This is a genomic window from Mycobacterium sp. ACS4054, from assembly GCF_001667275.1.
Classification (GTDB): Bacteria; Actinomycetota; Actinomycetes; order Mycobacteriales; family Mycobacteriaceae; genus Mycobacterium.
In genome coordinates this window covers 17,523-33,083 of sequence record NZ_LZHV01000060.1, presented here as the reverse complement: position 1 = coordinate 33,083, position 15,561 = coordinate 17,523, and the positions used below count along the sequence as shown (strand labels likewise).

11 protein-coding genes and 1 pseudogene are annotated in these 15,561 nt (G+C 70.5%); 8 read left to right on the top strand and 4 right to left on the bottom strand.

Annotated elements, in window-relative coordinates; genetic code table 11:
• Nucleotides 1-20 precede the first annotated feature (20 nt).
• Entirely contained in the window at nucleotides 21-734 is a 714-nt protein-coding gene (locus tag A5730_RS18090) for an HNH endonuclease family protein (protein ID WP_067903248.1), read from the top strand.
• On the opposite strand, the gene A5730_RS18085 is transcribed toward A5730_RS18090, so the two are convergent.
• Together A5730_RS18085 and A5730_RS25230 are read right to left on the bottom strand one after the other, a co-directional pair.
• Nucleotides 731-1,573: an aldo/keto reductase gene (locus tag A5730_RS18085; protein ID WP_197506291.1), complete on the bottom strand. Its 843-nt coding sequence runs from the start codon at nucleotides 1,571-1,573 to the stop codon at nucleotides 731-733. The two genes, A5730_RS18090 and A5730_RS18085, sit on opposite strands and share 4 nt — an antisense overlap.
• Nucleotides 1,574-1,579: 6 nt before the next feature.
• Nucleotides 1,580-1,787 (bottom strand): annotated as a pseudogene (locus tag A5730_RS25230) (oxidoreductase); the annotation flags it as partial.
• Nucleotides 1,788-2,005: 218 nt separating this feature from the next.
• On the opposite strand from A5730_RS25230, the gene A5730_RS18080 reads away from it, so the two are divergent.
• From A5730_RS18080 to A5730_RS18055, 6 genes are all read left to right on the top strand, one after another.
• Complete coding sequence (locus A5730_RS18080) at nucleotides 2,006-3,121, top strand: alpha/beta hydrolase (protein ID WP_067903448.1); 1,116 nt, start codon at nucleotides 2,006-2,008, stop codon at nucleotides 3,119-3,121.
• A gap of 73 nt (nucleotides 3,122-3,194) precedes the next feature.
• A complete protein-coding gene (locus A5730_RS18075; protein ID WP_067903242.1) occupies nucleotides 3,195-3,959 on the top strand; it encodes a DsbA family protein in 765 nt (254 codons plus the stop codon).
• A gap of 56 nt (nucleotides 3,960-4,015) precedes the next feature.
• On the top strand, nucleotides 4,016-4,588 hold the full coding sequence (locus A5730_RS18070; protein ID WP_369829896.1) for a vitamin K epoxide reductase family protein: 573 nt from the start codon (nucleotides 4,016-4,018) through the stop codon (nucleotides 4,586-4,588).
• Between the two features lie 10 nt (nucleotides 4,589-4,598).
• The gene (gene rsmD, locus A5730_RS18065) at nucleotides 4,599-5,153 is read left to right on the top strand and encodes a 16S rRNA (guanine(966)-N(2))-methyltransferase RsmD (RefSeq protein WP_067903237.1); all 555 of its coding nucleotides are present in this window, start codon (nucleotides 4,599-4,601) and stop codon (nucleotides 5,151-5,153) included.
• Nucleotides 5,154-5,230: 77 nt separating this feature from the next.
• Nucleotides 5,231-5,713, top strand: a complete 483-nt coding sequence (gene coaD, locus A5730_RS18060) for a pantetheine-phosphate adenylyltransferase (protein WP_067903234.1) — start codon at nucleotides 5,231-5,233, stop codon at nucleotides 5,711-5,713.
• Nucleotides 5,714-5,782: 69 nt separating this feature from the next.
• Nucleotides 5,783-7,036: a trans-acting enoyl reductase family protein gene (locus A5730_RS18055; RefSeq protein ID WP_067903231.1), complete on the top strand. Its 1,254-nt coding sequence runs from the start codon at nucleotides 5,783-5,785 to the stop codon at nucleotides 7,034-7,036.
• Between the two features lies 1 nt (nucleotide 7,037).
• On the opposite strand, the gene A5730_RS18050 is transcribed toward A5730_RS18055, so the two are convergent.
• A complete protein-coding gene (locus tag A5730_RS18050) occupies nucleotides 7,038-7,730 on the bottom strand; it encodes a flavodoxin (protein ID WP_067903228.1) in 693 nt (230 codons plus the stop codon).
• A gap of 82 nt (nucleotides 7,731-7,812) precedes the next feature.
• Nucleotides 7,813-9,027 carry a permease gene (locus A5730_RS18045; protein WP_369829895.1) on the bottom strand — a complete coding sequence of 405 codons (1,215 nt, stop codon included), beginning with the start codon at nucleotides 9,025-9,027 and terminating at the stop codon, nucleotides 7,813-7,815.
• Nucleotides 9,028-9,291: 264 nt separating this feature from the next.
• Here A5730_RS18045 and pks2 point away from each other — a divergent pair, with 264 nt between their 5' ends.
• A complete protein-coding gene (gene pks2 / locus A5730_RS18040; RefSeq protein WP_067903225.1) occupies nucleotides 9,292-15,561 on the top strand; it encodes a type I polyketide synthase in 6,270 nt (2,089 codons plus the stop codon).

Here is a 15,561-nt window from a genome sequence, read left to right as displayed (position 1 = left end):
GATGAGGAGGAGCGGCGCTTGTGAACCGCAGGGTGCTGCTGTGGCTGTCCGCGGCCGCGGCGCTCGCGCTGCTGGTGGCCTACCAGACGGTGGGATCCACGGCGGCCAGGCACGCCGCCGAATACGCGGCGCGCGCCGACGTCCCCACGGTGCAACCCGGCTCCGACGTGCTGGCGGGCATCCCGGTACTGCCGCTGCGGGCGCACCGGTACGACTACCGCAGGCCGGCGTTCGGCGACGCGTGGGACGACGACAACGACGCCCCGCTGGGTCACAACGGCTGCGACACCCGCGACGACATCCTCAACCGCGACCTCGTCGACAAGACGTACGTCTTCACCAAACGGTGCCCGGACGCGGTGGCCACCGGAACCCTGCACGATCCCTACACCAACAAGACCATCGCGTTTCAGCGCGGCCCCAAGGTCGGGGAGGCGGTCCAGATCGACCACATCGTCCCGCTCGCCTACGCCTGGGACATGGGCGCCTACGGGTGGTCCGACGCCGAGCGGCTGCGCTTCGCCAACGACCCCGCCAACCTGCTGGCCGTCGACGGACAGGCCAACCAGGACAAGGGGGACGCGGCGCCCGCGCAATGGATGCCGCCCAACGCCGCGTTCGCCTGCCAGTACGCCATGCAGTTCATCGCCGTGCTGCGCGGCTATGCGTTACCGGTGGACCAGCCGTCGACGGGGGTATTGCGTCAGGCGGCGGCCACCTGCCCGGCGGGCTAGCCCTCGAAGGTGTTGGGATCCGGCCGCAACCGGGTGCCGTCGTTGAGCGCGTTGATCGCGTCCATGTGCTCGGCGGCCAGCTCGAAGTCGAACACGTCGAGGTTCCCGGCGATGTGCTCCGGGTTGGCCGAGCGGAAGACGACCGCGTTGCCCAGCTGCAGGTTCCACCGCAGCAGCACCTGGGCCGGCGTCTTGCCGTATTCGCCGGCGACCGAGGTCACGGTCGGGTTGTCGTGCAGCTTGCCGAGCGCCAGCGGGGTGTAGGCCTGGGTGACGACGTTGTGCTCGGCGTCGGTCTTGCGCACGTCGGCCTGGTTGAGCAGCGGGTGCAGCTCGACTTGATTGACCGCCGGCGTGACGAACGTCAGGTCGATGACGTCGGTGAGGTGCAGCTCGGTGAAGTTGGAGACGCCGATCGACCGCGCGAGCCCGTTGCCGCGGCACTGGATCAGCCCGCCGAAGGAATTCACGTATTCGCCCCGGGACGGCACCGGCCAGTGGATCAGGTAGAGGTCGATGTAGTCGAGGCCGAGCCGTTCCAGGCTCTCCTTGCAGGCCTCCTCGGAGCGCAGGAACCCGTGGTCGGCCGGCGCCAGCTTGGTCGTGACGAACAGCTCGGCGCGCGGAATCCCGGAGGCCGCGATCGCGCGGCCGACGGCGGCTTCGTTGCCGTAAGCCGAGGCGGTGTCGATCAGCCGGCAGCCAACCTGAAGCGCCGCGGACACCGCGCGTTCGGTCTCGTCCTCCGACAACTCCGCGACGCCAAGTCCAAGCACCGGCATCGTGTTTTCGTCATTAAGAGCTATCGAGGGCACGGCAGCGCCCGAATCGCCAGCCAATGTCATTCACCTGCCTGTGAGGTTGAAGGTGCGTGGACCCGACCGGGTGCCGCCATCGAGCGAGGAGATCGACGCCATTGAATCGGCGCTGAGTTCGCGGCGCTGAGTTCGAAATCGAACACGTCGAAGCTGCTCGCAATCCATGAGGCGGTTACCGGCTTGGGGATCACGATATTACCGAGCTTGGAAAATACCACCTCACCAACACCGGGGCGGGGCGCGGTGATATCGGGACGTGGCCTGTATTTCGCAAATTCGTCACCACGTAGAGTTGGTCGCACGGGTTATGAACCGGCCGGTAATCGGTGTGCGGCCAGGCGCTGACCGTAGTTGTGCGGTGGCCGCGGGAGGCCGGAAGACGCCGAGGCGAGGGCGCGGACCGCACATCCGTCCGTCGTCGAGCTTTACCACGTTGTATTCGAGGGAGTGGCCATGACCAAGAGCGTGCCCGCGCCGGACCTTCACCTCGGGCCGAAACACGTGCCGATGCGCCTGGCCAGCCGCATGCAGGGCGCGGTCTCGACGATCGGCGTCAAGGTCATTCCCTGGATCCCCACGCCCGCCAAGCGTGCGCTCTTCGGTGGGCGCGCGGTGACCATCGACGGCAACACCCTGGACCCCACCCTTCAGCTGATGCTGGCCGGTCTGCGCGCCGTCGGCATCGACGGCCTGGTCGCCGACGACGACGCGGCCACGTCCCGCGCTCAGCTGCGCCAGCTGTTGCTCGAGCTTCCCGGCCCACAGATTCACGTCGACGTCGAGGAACTGGCGCTGCCCGGGCCGGCCGGCGAGATCCCGGCGCGGCACTACCGTCCCGCCAACGGCGTGTCCGCGCCCCTGCTGGTCTTCTACCACGGCGGCGGATGGACGATCGGCGACCTGGACGGCTACGACGCGCTGTGCCGGTTGACGTGCCGCGACGCCGGCATCCACGTGCTGTCGATCGACTACCGGCTGGCCCCCGAGCACCCGGCGCCCGCCGCGGTCGAGGACGCCTACGCCGCCTTCAGGTGGGCGCACGACCATGCGGAGGAACTCGGCGCCGCACCCGGCCGGGTCGCGGTCGGCGGGGACAGCGCGGGCGGCAACCTGGCCGCCGTCGTCAGCCAGCTGGCGCGCGACGAGGGCGGGCCCGCCCCCGTGCTGCAGTGGCTCATCTACCCGCGAACCGACTTCAGCACGCACACCCGCTCGCTGAGCCTGTTCGCCCGCGGCTTCCTGCTGACCAAACGCGACATCGATTGGTTCGAGTCGCAATACCTGCGCGGTTCGGGCATCGACCGGGCGGATCCGCGGGTGTCGCCGCTGCTGGCCGAGTCGTTGGCCGGGCTCGCGCCGGCGTTGATCGCGGTCGCCGGGTTCGACCCGCTGCGCGACGAGGGGGAGAGCTACGCGGCGGCGCTGGAGGCGGCCGGGACCGCGGTCGACCTGCGGTGCATGGGGTCGTTGACGCACGGCTTCGTCAATCTGTTCCAGCTCGGCGGGGGCTGCGCCGCCGCCACCACCGAGTTGATTTCGGCCCTGCGCGCCCACCTGAGCCGGGTCTGACCTGTCGCGCCGGCGGCGCCGGTAATCTAGAGGCGCCTGACGTCCACCCGAATACCGAAGGATCGCGCAAACTGTGGCCGACAAACCCAAACGCCCCCCGCGCTTTGACATGAAGTCGGCCGACGGTAAATCGGGCCGACTCGTGCAGATCGGCGGGACCGCCATCGTCGTCATCTTCCTGGTCGCCCTGGTCTCCTACATCGTCGTGACGCACCACAAGAAGACCGCGGCCATCGGTGCCGGCGACACCGTGCGGGTGACGTCGAGCAAGCTGGTCACCCAGCCCGGCACCAACAACCCCAAGGCCGTCGTCACGTTCTACGAGGACTTCCTGTGCCCGGCCTGCGGCAACTTCGAGCGCACCTTCGGCCCGACGGTCTCCAGGCTCATCGACGTCGGCGCGATCGCGGCCGACTACAGCATGGTGTCGATCCTCGACAACGCCAGGAACCAGAACTATTCGTCGCGGGCCGGCGCCGCGGCCCTGTGCGTGGCCGACGAGTCCATGGACGCGTTCCGCCGGTTCCACACGGCGCTGTACACCACGGACCTGCAGCCCAGCGAGCGCGGCAGCAGCTTCCCGGACAACGCCCGGTTGATCGAGATCGCCCGGGAGGCCGGCGCCGCCGGCAAGGTGCCCGACTGCATCAACAGCGGCAAGTACATTGCCAAGGTCACCGGCGAGGCGGCGGCCGCCAAGATCAACGCCACGCCGACCATCAAGATCAACGGGGACGATTACGACCCGTCCACACCGGATGCGCTGGTCGCCAAGATCAAGAGCATCGTCGGTGACGTGCCCGGCATCGACGGCGCCGCCGCCCCCCCGGCCGCGTGACCACGCCGGCGCCCGCCGAAACCGCCGACCCGACACCGGAATCGCGCCCCGAGGCCCTGCCGGCGCTCAGCGCGTGGTGGGTGCTGATCGCCGGAGTGATCGGCCTGGGCGCCTCCGCGACGCTGACGGTGGAGAAGATCGACCTGCTGCTCAACCCGGCGTACGTGCCGTCGTGCAACTTCAACCCGATCCTGTCGTGCGGCTCGGTGATGGTCACCCCGCAGGCGTCCGTGCTGGGGTTCCCCAACCCGCTGCTCGGTCTGGTGGGCTTCACCGTGGTGGTCGTCACGGGCCTGCTGGCGGTGACGAAAGTTCAGTTGCCGCAATGGTATTGGATCGGGTTGACGGTCGGGGTGCTGCTCGGCACGGCGTTCGTGCACTGGCTGATCTACGAGAGCCTGTACACCATCGGCGCGTTGTGCCCCTACTGCATGGTCGTCTGGGCCGTCACCATCACGCTGTTGGTGGTGGTCGCCTCGATCGTGTGCCGCCCGGCGCTGCAGCGCCGGGGGCGCGGCGTGGTGTGGGTGCTCTACCAATGGCGGTGGTCGATCGTCGCGCTGTGGTTCACCGCGGTGTTCCTGCTGATCCTGGCGCGGTTCTGGGACTATTGGTCGACGCTGCTGTAGGTGCCGGCAGGTGACCCGGATCATCGGCGGCGTGGCCGGCGGCCGGCGCATCGCCGTCCCGCCGCGGGGAACCCGGCCGACCACCGACCGCGTCCGCGAGTCGCTGTTCAACATCCTGGCCGCCCGAGGGGATTTGGCGGGCGCCGCGGTGCTGGACCTCTATGCCGGTTCGGGCGCACTGGGTTTGGAGGCGCTGTCCCGCGGGGCGGCCTCGGCGCTGTTCGTGGAGTCCGATCACCGCAGCGCGGCGGTCATCGCCCGCAACATCGAGACGCTGGGCCTGACCGGTGCGACGGTGCGCCGCGGCGCGGTCGCGACCGTGTTGGCGGCCGGCACCGCGAGCCCGGTCAACCTCGTTCTGGCCGACCCGCCCTACGACGTCGACGCCGCCGAGGTGGAGGCCGTGTTGGCCGCGTTGGTTGCCCACGGCTGGGCGAGCGTCGGCACCGTGGCGGTGGTGGAGCGCCCGGCGGCCGGAGCGCCGCTGGCCTGGCCGGCCGGCTGGTCGGTGTGGGCCCCGCGGGGGTACGGCGACACCCGGCTGGAGATGGCCGAGCGGGTGTGAGGCGGGCGTGTACCGTCTGTCGTCATGGGCGCCGCTCCTCTTCATCACTGCGTTCTGCATCGTCGTCGGCGCGCGCTATGAGCGGCGCGGTATGCCCGGGGTCGTTTGATCCGGTGACGTTGGGCCACATCGACGTGTTCGAACGGGCGTCGGCCCAGTTCGACGAGGTGGTGGTGGCGATCCTGACCAACCCCGCCAAGAAGGGCATGTTCGACCTCGAGGAGCGGATCGCGATGATCAACGAGTCGACCACGCACCTGCCCAACCTGCGGGTCGAGGCCGGGCAGGGCCTGGTGGTCGACTTCGTCAGGGCGCGGGGGATGACCGCGATCGTGAAGGGCCTGCGCACCGGCACCGACTTCGAATACGAGCTGCAGATGGCGCAGATGAACAAGCACATCGCCGGTGTCGACACCTTCTTCGTCGCGACGACACCTCGCTATTCGTTCGTCTCGTCGTCCCTGGCCAAAGAGGTCGCGATGTTCGGCGGCGACGTTTCCGAGCTACTACCCGAACCGGTCAACCGCCGACTGCGCGAGAAGCTCGCCGGCAAGCCCTGAAGCCTTGGGGCGCAACAAGTTCCGTTGACGACGGCTCTGGCGCCTCGGAGCGCGTGAGGAGATCGAGCGATGGGTTCGGCGGAGCGTGAGTTCGAGATCGTCCTCTACGGTGTCACCGGCTTTTCCGGCGAGTTGACGGCCCGCTACCTGTCCGGCGCGGCGGGCGCGGCGCGCATCGCGCTGGCCGGTCGCTCGCCGGACCGGCTGGCGGCCACCCGGAGCGCGCTCGGCACGGCCGCGCGGGATTGGCCGTTGATCGTGGCCGACGTGTCGGACCCGTCGACGCTGGACGCGATGGCGGCCCGCACCCGGGTGGTGGTCACCACGGTCGGTCCCTACACCCGCTACGGGTTGCCGGTCGTAGCGGCCTGCGCGAAGGCCGGCACGGACTACGCCGACCTGACCGGTGAGGTGATGTTCGTGCGCGACAGCATCGACCGCTACCACCGGCAGGCCGTCGACACCGGCGCCAGGATCGTCGTCTCGTGCGGATTCGCCTCCCTGCCTTCGGATCTGAACGTTTATCAGCTGTATCGCCGGGCGGCCCGCGACGGCGCGGGGGAGCTGTGCGACACCACCTTCGTGTTCCGCTCCTTCTTCCAGGGTGGCGGTTCCGGGGGCACCGTCGCCTCGGAATTCGAATCCATGCGCACCGCGTCCGGTGACGTCGAAGCCCGCCGGCTGATGAACGACCCGTACACCCTGACCACCGACCGCAGCGCCGAACCGGACCTCGGTCGGCAACCGGACTTCCGGTGGCGCCCGGGCGCCCGGATCGCCCCCGAGCTCGCCGGCTTCTGGCTGGGCGCCCTGGTGTGGGCGCCGCACAACACGCGAATAGTGCGACGCAGCAACGCCTTACAGCACTGGGCCTACGGCAGGCGGTTCCGCTACTCGGAAACCATGAGCCTCGGCCGCTCCGCCGCGGCGCCGGTCGCGTCCGCGGCCGTCACGGGTGCGCTCAGGGCCGGCTGGGCCTTGGGCACCAGGCATTTCCGGCGGGTGCCCCAGCGATGGCTGCAGCCCCTCGCCAAGCCCGGCACGGGGCCCAGCGAGGCGATGCGGGAGCGCGGCCACTTCACGGTCGAGACGTACACGACGACGACGTCGGGCGCCCGCTATCTGGGCACCTTCTCCCAGCAGCGGGACGCCTACGACGCGACCGGCGTGCTGCTCGGCGAGAGTGGCCTCGCGCTGGCGCTCGACCGGGATCGGCTCAGCGACCTCACGGGGGTGCTCACGCCGGCGGCGGCGATGGGCGACGCGCTGCTGGCACGGCTGCCCGCCGCCGGGGTGTCGATGAACACCATCCGGCTGGGCTGAGTCAGGTCGCCACGGCGTCGGCGGCCAGCCGATCGGCGAGCGATCGAGCGAAGATCCGCGTCTGCTCCAGCTGGTAGGGCTGCACGTTGGTTGCCGGGATGCGCAGGCCGAAATAGCGGTTCCGGTAGCGGCCCGACCGCAAATAGCTCATCAGCGACAGCCCCGAGGCGACCTGGCCGCCGAGGTATTCGAAATGGACCCCGCCCGCATATCTGCCGCCCAGCCTCTCCCCGAGCCTGCGGACCGCCGCGAAATTGCCGCGCCAGTACCGGCGGCAGACGCAGAACGCGGCGAATGGCTTGCCGGCGAGCAGGATTCGCGCCTCGTCCGACCTCAAGAAAGTACGCATCGGCATGTTCATGGTGAACCACCATGTCGAGGATCCAATGCAGATCAGGTCGTAGCTCGCGTCGCGAACCTCGTCCGGGGTTTGGATCTCGCCGGTCGCCCGGCGCAGCTGGGCGGGCAGGACGCTGAGCAGGTCAAGCGCCGCGTGGCGCAACGGGAAGAGGGAGAAGCGTTCGGCGTAGCGCCGATCGGTGAAGGTGATCGGAGCCCGGTGCACCTCCCAGCCCCGCTCGCCGAACACCTCGGCCGCCGCCTCGAGCACCGCGAGCGTCTGCCCGGTGAAGGTGTAGTAGAGGAGCAGCACCCGGCGCCGCGGGCCGTGGCCGTCGATGGATATCTCCGTCATCTTCAGCGACTCCTTCTTGGCGGTTGCCGATCACTTCGCCAGATCATCGCCCCCAAAGCCGCCGGAGACAATCCGTTGGCCGCTAGTGGCACTCGTGGTCGTGCCCGCTGTCGGGCGAGCCACCCATCATCCGCGCCATCGGGATTCCGCCCGTGCTGACGAACCGGACGACGAGCACGCCCGCGATGGCCAGGAAGACGATATTCAGCCAGGTGGAGTAGTTCCACGAGATCGTGGCTTCCATCACCGTGGCGTTGCGCTGCTTCGGGATGAGACTCGTTGCGCCGAAGATCAATTCGACCAAATAGCCGGCCGCGACCATCGCGGCGTAGAACGTGCCGAGCAGCGTGAGCATCATCCGGGTGCCGTAGTACTTCCGGTAAATGTTCAGGATCGGCAGGATCAGCAGGTCGGCGTAGATGAACGCGATGACACCGCCGAAGCTGATGCCGCCGTTCCAGAGCACCGCGGCCAGCGGCACGTTGCCGATGGAGCAGACGAACGACACGATCGCCACGACCGGTCCCACTATCGGTCCCCACAGCGCCGACAAGCCCGGGCTGTCGGCCAAAAAGAAGCCACGCCAGAATGATTCGGGCACCCACGCCGCGATCGCACCGGCGATCAGCAGGCCCAGAACCAGGTCCCGCAGGATCGCCAACCACTCCATCACGAACACGTGCGAAACCGAGGTGAAGCCCTCCCCGGACAAGAGCCGCTGCGCGAACGTGCCGTCCTTCTTGATCGACATGTCCATGGCGGCGTGGCCCTCCATCGATCCGGCGATACCCCGCTCGGCCTGCGCCCGGGCCTCGTCGATCAGCCGCGACCGCACGAACAACCGGAACAGCACGGCCAGCACCACGATCATCAGCGGGCCGCCGACGAACTCCGCGGCGGTGAACTGCCAGCCCATCAGCAGGGCCAGGATGATGCCCAACTCGACCACCAGGTTGGTCGAACCGATTTCGAAGGCCATCGCGGCGGTGAAGCTGGCGCCCTTGCGGAACAACGAGCGGGCCAGGGCCACCGCGGCGTACGAGCAGGAGGACGACGCCGCCCCGAGCCCGGCGGCCACCGCCAGGGTGCGGGGTCGATCGTCGCCCAGCAGCCCGACGATGGTCGAGCGCCGCACCACCGCCTGCACGACCGCCGACAGCGCGAAGCCCAGAATCAGCGCCCAGAGGATCTCCCACGTCATCGACCCGGCGAGGCCCAATGCGTGCCCGATCGCCGACAGCGCCCTGTGTGTCACGTGGTCCTCGCTTCGTGGCTCGGATTTTTCCGTCCACGATATACCCTATGGGGGTATATGGCAACCGGTGGCCCGCGGCCGATAACCGCAGCTCACCGGCCACGGGGTGGGGGCGGGCGGCCGAAATCGGTGCATTCACCCCACCCCGATTGCTTCGAGCGTCTAAGCTTGGCGCTTCGTTGGGTTCCGCGTCGAGACCCGCTCGGGTTGGGGGGCGCGAGCGATGCTGCGCTGCGCCCTCACATTTCACTAGCGCCGGTGATACTCGCAGCATCGCCGGTTGGCCTGAGACGAGGTACAGCGGCGATGGAACCACGCGTCACCCCCATTGCGGTCATCGGAATGGGATGCCGGCTACCGGGCGGGATCGACTCCCCCGAAGCGTTCTGGCAAGCGCTGTTGCGGGGCGACGACCTGGTGACCGAGATCCCCACCGACCGATGGGACGTCGAGGACCACTACGACCCCGAGCGCGGGGTGCACGGGCGCTCGGTCTCGCGTTGGGGCGGCTTCATCGACGACGCCGGCGGCTTCGACGCCGCTTTCTTCGGCTTCGGTGAACGCGAGGCGACCGCGATCGACCCGCAGCACCGGTTGCTGCTGGAGACGTCCTGGGAAGCGATCGAGCATGCGGGCATCGCACCGCCGGAGTTGAGCGGCTCGCGCACCGGCGTGTTCGTGGGGATGTGCCAGCAGGACTACACGCTGATGAGCGGCGATGCCGGGGTGATGGAGGACGCCTACGGCTACACCTGCACCCCGTTTTCCATGGCCTCCGGCCGGATCGCCTACGGGCTGGGGCTGGTCGGGCCCGCGGTCACGCTCGACACCTCCTGTTCGTCCGGGCTGCTGGCCGTCCACCTGGCCTGCTCGAGCCTGAACACCGGCGAAAGCGATCTCGCCCTGGCCGGGGGCGCCATGCTTGTCCTGGACCCCCGCGTGTCGGCGTCGGCGTCCGCACAGGGCATGCTTTCGCCCACCGGCCGCTGCCACACGTTCGACGCCGCCGCCGACGGGTTCGTCCGTTCCGACGGGTGCGCGGTGGTCGTGCTCAAGCGCCTGCCCGACGCGGTGCGCGACGGTGACCGGATCCTGGCGGTGGTGCGCGGCACGGCGGTCAACCAGGACGGCCGTTCCGAGACCATCACGACGCCGTCGTCGGATGCGCAGGCCGCGGTGTACCGCGCGGCGCTGGACGCGGCGGGCGTCGACCCCGCCACCGTCGGCATGGTGGAAGCGCACGGCACCGGAACCCCGAAGGGCGATCCCCTCGAATTCGCCAGTCTCACCGAGGTTTACGGGGCCGGCGGCAACCGCGTCGCCCTCGGGTCGGCCAAGAGCAACGTCGGGCACACCGAGGCCGCCGCGGGCGCGGTCGGGTTGGTCAAGGCGGTGCTCGGGGTGCGCCACGGCGCGGTGCCGCCGATGGCCCACTTCCGGCGCCTGCCCGACGAGCTGGCCCGCATCGAAACCGGATTGTTTGTGCCACAGGAGGTTACGCCGTGGCCGGACAAGGGCCAGGGACCGCGGCGCGCCGGGGTGACCTCGTTCGGCATGTCGGGCACCAACGTGCACGCCGTCATCGAACAGGCGCCCGAACCTCCGGCCGACGATGCGGCCGCGGAACGACCTGGGCCGCTGCTGTTCCCGTTGTCCTCCACCTCCGCCGACGAGCTGCGCCGCACGGCGCGGCGGCTGGCCGACTGGCTGGACACCGACACGGTGTCCGCCGCCGACCTGGCCTACACGCTGGCGCGGCGGCGCGGGCACCGGACCGTGCGCACCGCGATCGCCGCGGACGGCCTCGAGGAGCTGGGCAGCGCGCTGCGCGAAATCGCCTGCGGCGAAACACCGTACGCGCCGGCCGCCGGTCACGACGACCGCGGGCCCGTGTGGGCGTTTTCCGGACAGGGCTCGCAGTGGGCTCAGATGGGCGCGGAGCTGCTGGCCAAGGAGCCGGTGTTCGCCGCCACGGTCGCCGAGGCCGAGCCGCTGATCGCGGCGGAGTCGGGTTTCTCGGTGATCGAGGCGATGTCGGCCCTTGAGACGGTCACCGGCATCGAGCGGGTGCAGCCGACGCTGTTCGCCTTCCAGGTCGCGCTGGCCGCCGCGATGCGGGCCTACGGCGTGCGGCCCGGGGCGGTCATCGGCCACTCGATGGGCGAGATCGCGGCGGCCGTGGTCGCCGGGGCGCTGTCGCTGCACGACGGGGTGAAGGTGATCTGCCGGCGGTCCAAGCTGATGGCGCGCATCGCGGGCGCGGGGGCGATGGCATCGGTGGAGCTGCCCGCCCAGCAGGTGCGCGACGAGCTGGCCGCCCGGGGGATCAGCGACGCGGTGGTCTCGGTGATCGCCTCGCCCAACTCCACCGTGATCGGCGGAGCGACGCGCACGGTGCGCGATCTGGTGGCGCAGTGGGAGGCCCGCGAGGTGATGGCCCGGGAGGTGGCCGTCGACGTCGCCTCGCACTCGTCTCAGGTCGATCCGATCCTCGCCGACCTGGCCGACCAGCTCGCCGACCTGACGCCGGCGGCCCCGGAAGTGCCGTATTACTCTGCGACGCTTGACGATCCACGGGTGCGACCGGCGTTCGACGCCGGCTACTGGGTGAACAACCTGCGGCAGTCGGTCAAGTTCGCCGCCGCGGTGCAGGCGGCGCTCGACGTCGGCCACCGCGTCTTCGGCGAACCGGCCCCGCATCCGCTGCTGATCCGGGCGGTCGAACAGAACGCGGCCGCCTCCGACGTCACCATCGCCGCGCTCGGCGCCATGCGCCGCGACCAGCCGGTGCCGCACGGTCTGCGGGAGTTCCTGGCGGACCTGTACAGCGCCGGCGCCGCCATCGACTTCGCCGCGCTCTATCCGGCCGGCCGGCTGGTGGACGCGCCGCTGCCGACGTGGACCCACCAGCGGCTGCTCATCGACACCGACGGGGCGCGGTCGCGCGGCCGGTTCACGCTCGACGCGCACCCGCTCCTGGGCGCGCACGTGCGGTTGCCGGAGGAACCCGAACGGCACGCGTGGCAGGGCGAGGTCGGCACCGCGGCCTTGCCGTGGCTGGCCGACCACCGGGTGAACGGGGTTGCGGCCTTCCCCGGCGCCGGATTCTGCGAGATGGCGCTGGCGGCCGCCGCCGCGGTGCTGGGGCCGGAATCCGAGGTCCGTGACGTCCGCTTCGAGCAGATGCTGCTGCTGGGGGACCGGACACCGGTGAGCGCGGTGGCCTCGGTCACCGACGCCGGCGTCGCCGACTTCGTCGTGGAGACCGAGCGCGACGGGGAGCGGATCCGCAGCGCGGCCGCGGTCCTGCGCGCGGGCGACCCGGCCGATCAACCGCAGCGACGCGACGTCGCCGCCCTGCTGGCCACCCACCCCCTACCCAGTGATGGTGCCGCGCTGCGCAAGTCGTTCGCCGAGCGCGGCGTCGACTACGGTCCCGCCTTCGCCGGCCTGGTCTCGACGCGCACCGCCGAGGGCAAGAGCCGCAGCGTGGTGGCCGAGGTCGCGTTACCGGGCGCGGTCCGCGCCGAGCAGGGCGGCTACGGCGTGCACCCCGCCCTGCTGGACGCCTGCTTCCAGACCGTGCTGGCGCACCCCGCCGTCAACGAGGCCGCGCGGGAAAGCCTGCTGCCGTTGGGCGTTGCCCGCCTGCGCCGGTACGGCCCGACGCGCGGCGCGCGCTACTGCCACCTGCGGCTGGCCGCGGCGACGGGGTCGTCGGTCGACGTCGATTTCGAGTTGCTCGACCCCGACGGCGCGGTGCTGCTGGCGGTGCAGGGCCTGCGCATGGGGATCAGCGGCGGCGGGGCCGACCGGCTGATGGCCGAGCGGCTGCTGACCGTCGACTGGCAGCGGCAGGCGCCGCCGTCGGCGCCCGACCGGGTCCTCGGCGCGTGGCTGTTGATCAACACCGCCGAGGCCGACCTGCTCGAGTCCAGGCTGACCGATGCGCTGAAATCAGCAGGCGCGCAATGCGACACGCTGAACTGGCCCGAGCTGTCCGACCACCGGGCCAACGCCGAACGGCTGGGCGCGGCGGTGCGCGGCGGACTGGAAGGCGTGGTGATCGTGTGCCCGCCGCCGGCCGGGGCGCCCGACGAGCAGGGCCTGCTGCAGGGCCGGGAACAGGTGCGCCACGTGGTGCGGATGATCCGCGACCTGCCGGAGATGTCGGCGACGCCGCCGCGGCTGTATGTCGTCACCCGGCGGGCGCAGATCGTGCTGGCCGAGGACGAACCGAACCTGGTGCAGGCCGGGCTGCGCGGCCTGCTGCGCGTGGTCGGCGCCGAGAACCCCCAACTGCGCACCACCCAGATCGACCTGGAGAGCGACGACGATGTCGAGCGGGCGGCGCACGAACTGCTTTCCGGTTCGGCCGAAGACGAGACCGCCTGGCGCGGCGGTCACTTGTACACGGCGCGGCTGCGCTGCACGCCGTTGAGTCCCGACGAACGCCGGCTCACCACCGTCGACCATGAAACCGACCGGATGCGTGTCGTGGTGCGCCACCCCGGTGACCTGCAGACGCTCGAGTTCGTCGCCCTCGACCGCACGCCGCCGGGCCCGGGCGAGGTCGAGGTGGCGATCGACGCGTCCAGCGTCAACTTCGCCGAAGTGCTTGCCGCCCTTGGCCGTTACCCTGACCTGGAGGGCGAGCCGCACCAGCTGGGATTCGACCTGGGCGGTGTGGTCACCCGGGTCGGCGAGGGGGTCACCGAGCACCGGGTCGGCGACCGGGTGGGCGGTTTCTCCGGCTTCGGCAACGGTAGCTGGGGCACGTTCGTCACCTGTGACGCCCGGCTCGTCGCCCCCGTGCCGGCCGACATGACCGCCGGCCAGGCCGCCGCCGCGGCGACCGCGTACGGCACCGCGTGGTACGGCCTGTGCGAATTGGCCAGGATTTCGGCGGAGGACAAGGTGCTGATCCATTCCGGCACCGGCGGTGTCGGTCAGGCCGCGATCGCGATCGCGCGCATGGTGGGGGCCGAGATCTTCGCCACCGCGGGCAGCCCCGAGCGGCGAGCGCTGTTGCGGGACATGGGCATCGAGCACGTCTACGACTCACGCAGCACGGCGTTCGCCGACGAGATCCGGCGCGACACCGACGGGTACGGGGTCGACCTGGTGCTCAACTCGCTGACCGGGTCCGCCCAGCGCGCCGGGCTGAACCTGCTTGCCTACGGCGGACGGTTCGTGGAGATCGGCAAGCGGGACATCTATGACGACGCCCGCCTGGGGCTGTTTCCGTTCCGCCACAACCTCACCTTTTACGCCGTCGACCTGGCGCTGCTCACCAAGACGCACCCGCGGCGGGTGCAGGAGTTGCTGCGGGCGGTCTACCAGCGGATCGCCGACGGTGATCTGCCACAACCGAATTGCACCGAATACCCGATATCGGAGGCGGCGACGGCGATCCGGGTGATGAGCGGCGCCGAGCACACCGGCAAGCTGGTGCTCACCGTGCCGCGCGACGGACAGACCCGCGCGGTGCTGCCGCCGGAGCGGGCGCCCGTCTTCCGCGCGGACGGCGCCTACATCGTCACCGGCGGCCTGGGCGGGCTGGGATTGTTCCTGGCCGCCGAGATGGCCAAGGCGGGCTGCGGGCGGATCGTGCTGACCGCCCGGTCCACCCCCACCGCCAAGGCGCGCCAGACCATCGAACGCCTCCGCGCCGCCGGGACCGATGTGGTGGTGGAAAGCGGCAACATCGCCGAGGCCGACACCGCGGCCCGGGTGGTGGCCGCGGCCACCGCGACCGGACTTCCGCTGCGCGGGGTGCTGCACGCCGCCGCGGTGGTCGAGGACGCCGTGCTCGCCAACATCACCGACGAGCTGATCGACAAGGACTGGGCGCCAAAGGTCAACGGGGTGTGGAACTTACACCATGCCACGGCCGGCCAGCCGCTGGACTGGTTCTGCGCCTTCTCGTCGGTGGCCGCGCTGTTCGGCTCGGCGGGTCAGGGCGCGTACGCCGCGGCCTCCAGCTGGCTGGACGCGTTCACCCACTGGCGCCGCAGCCAGGGCCTGCCCGCGACCACGATCGCGTGGGGCGCGTGGGGCGAGATCGGCCGCGCCACGTTCCTGGCGGCCGGCGGCCGCACCACGATGATCGCCCCGGACGAGGGTGCGCGGGCGTTCGAGACGCTGCTGCGCTACGACCGGGGGTACACCGGTTACGTGCCGACGACCGGCGCGCCGTGGCTCGCCGCGCTGGTGGACCGCAGCCCGTTCGCCGAAGCGTTCCGGTCCGCCGGAGTACAGCACGGAAGCGAGGGCGCCACGCTGCGCGCCGAACTGCGCTCGCTGTCACCCGACGAGTGGCCGGCCCGGCTCCGGCGCCTGATCACCGAGCAGACCGGGTTGATCCTGCGCCGCACAATAGATCCCGATCGCCCGTTCGCCGATCACGGACTGGACTCGCTGGGCAACCTCGAACTGCGGACGCGCATCGAGGCCGAAACCGGGATCCGGATCACCCCCAAGGTCGTCGCGACCTACAACTCCGCGCGCTCGTTGAGCCTGCATCTGACCGAGACGCTGGTGGCCGAGGGGGCCGGTGCGCCCACGCCGTCTTGA

Coding starts and splice junctions, on each gene's coding strand:
- A5730_RS18080 (WP_067903448.1), top strand. CDS start 2,006: ATGACCAAGAGCGTGCCCGCGCCGGACCTTCACCTCGGGCCGAAACAC.
- coaD (WP_067903234.1), top strand. CDS start 5,231: ATGAGCGGCGCGGTATGCCCGGGGTCGTTTGATCCGGTGACGTTGGGC.
- A5730_RS18055 (WP_067903231.1), top strand. CDS start 5,783: ATGGGTTCGGCGGAGCGTGAGTTCGAGATCGTCCTCTACGGTGTCACC.
- A5730_RS18050 (WP_067903228.1), bottom strand. CDS start 7,730: ATGACGGAGATATCCATCGACGGCCACGGCCCGCGGCGCCGGGTGCTG.
- pks2 (WP_067903225.1), top strand. CDS start 9,292: ATGGAACCACGCGTCACCCCCATTGCGGTCATCGGAATGGGATGCCGG.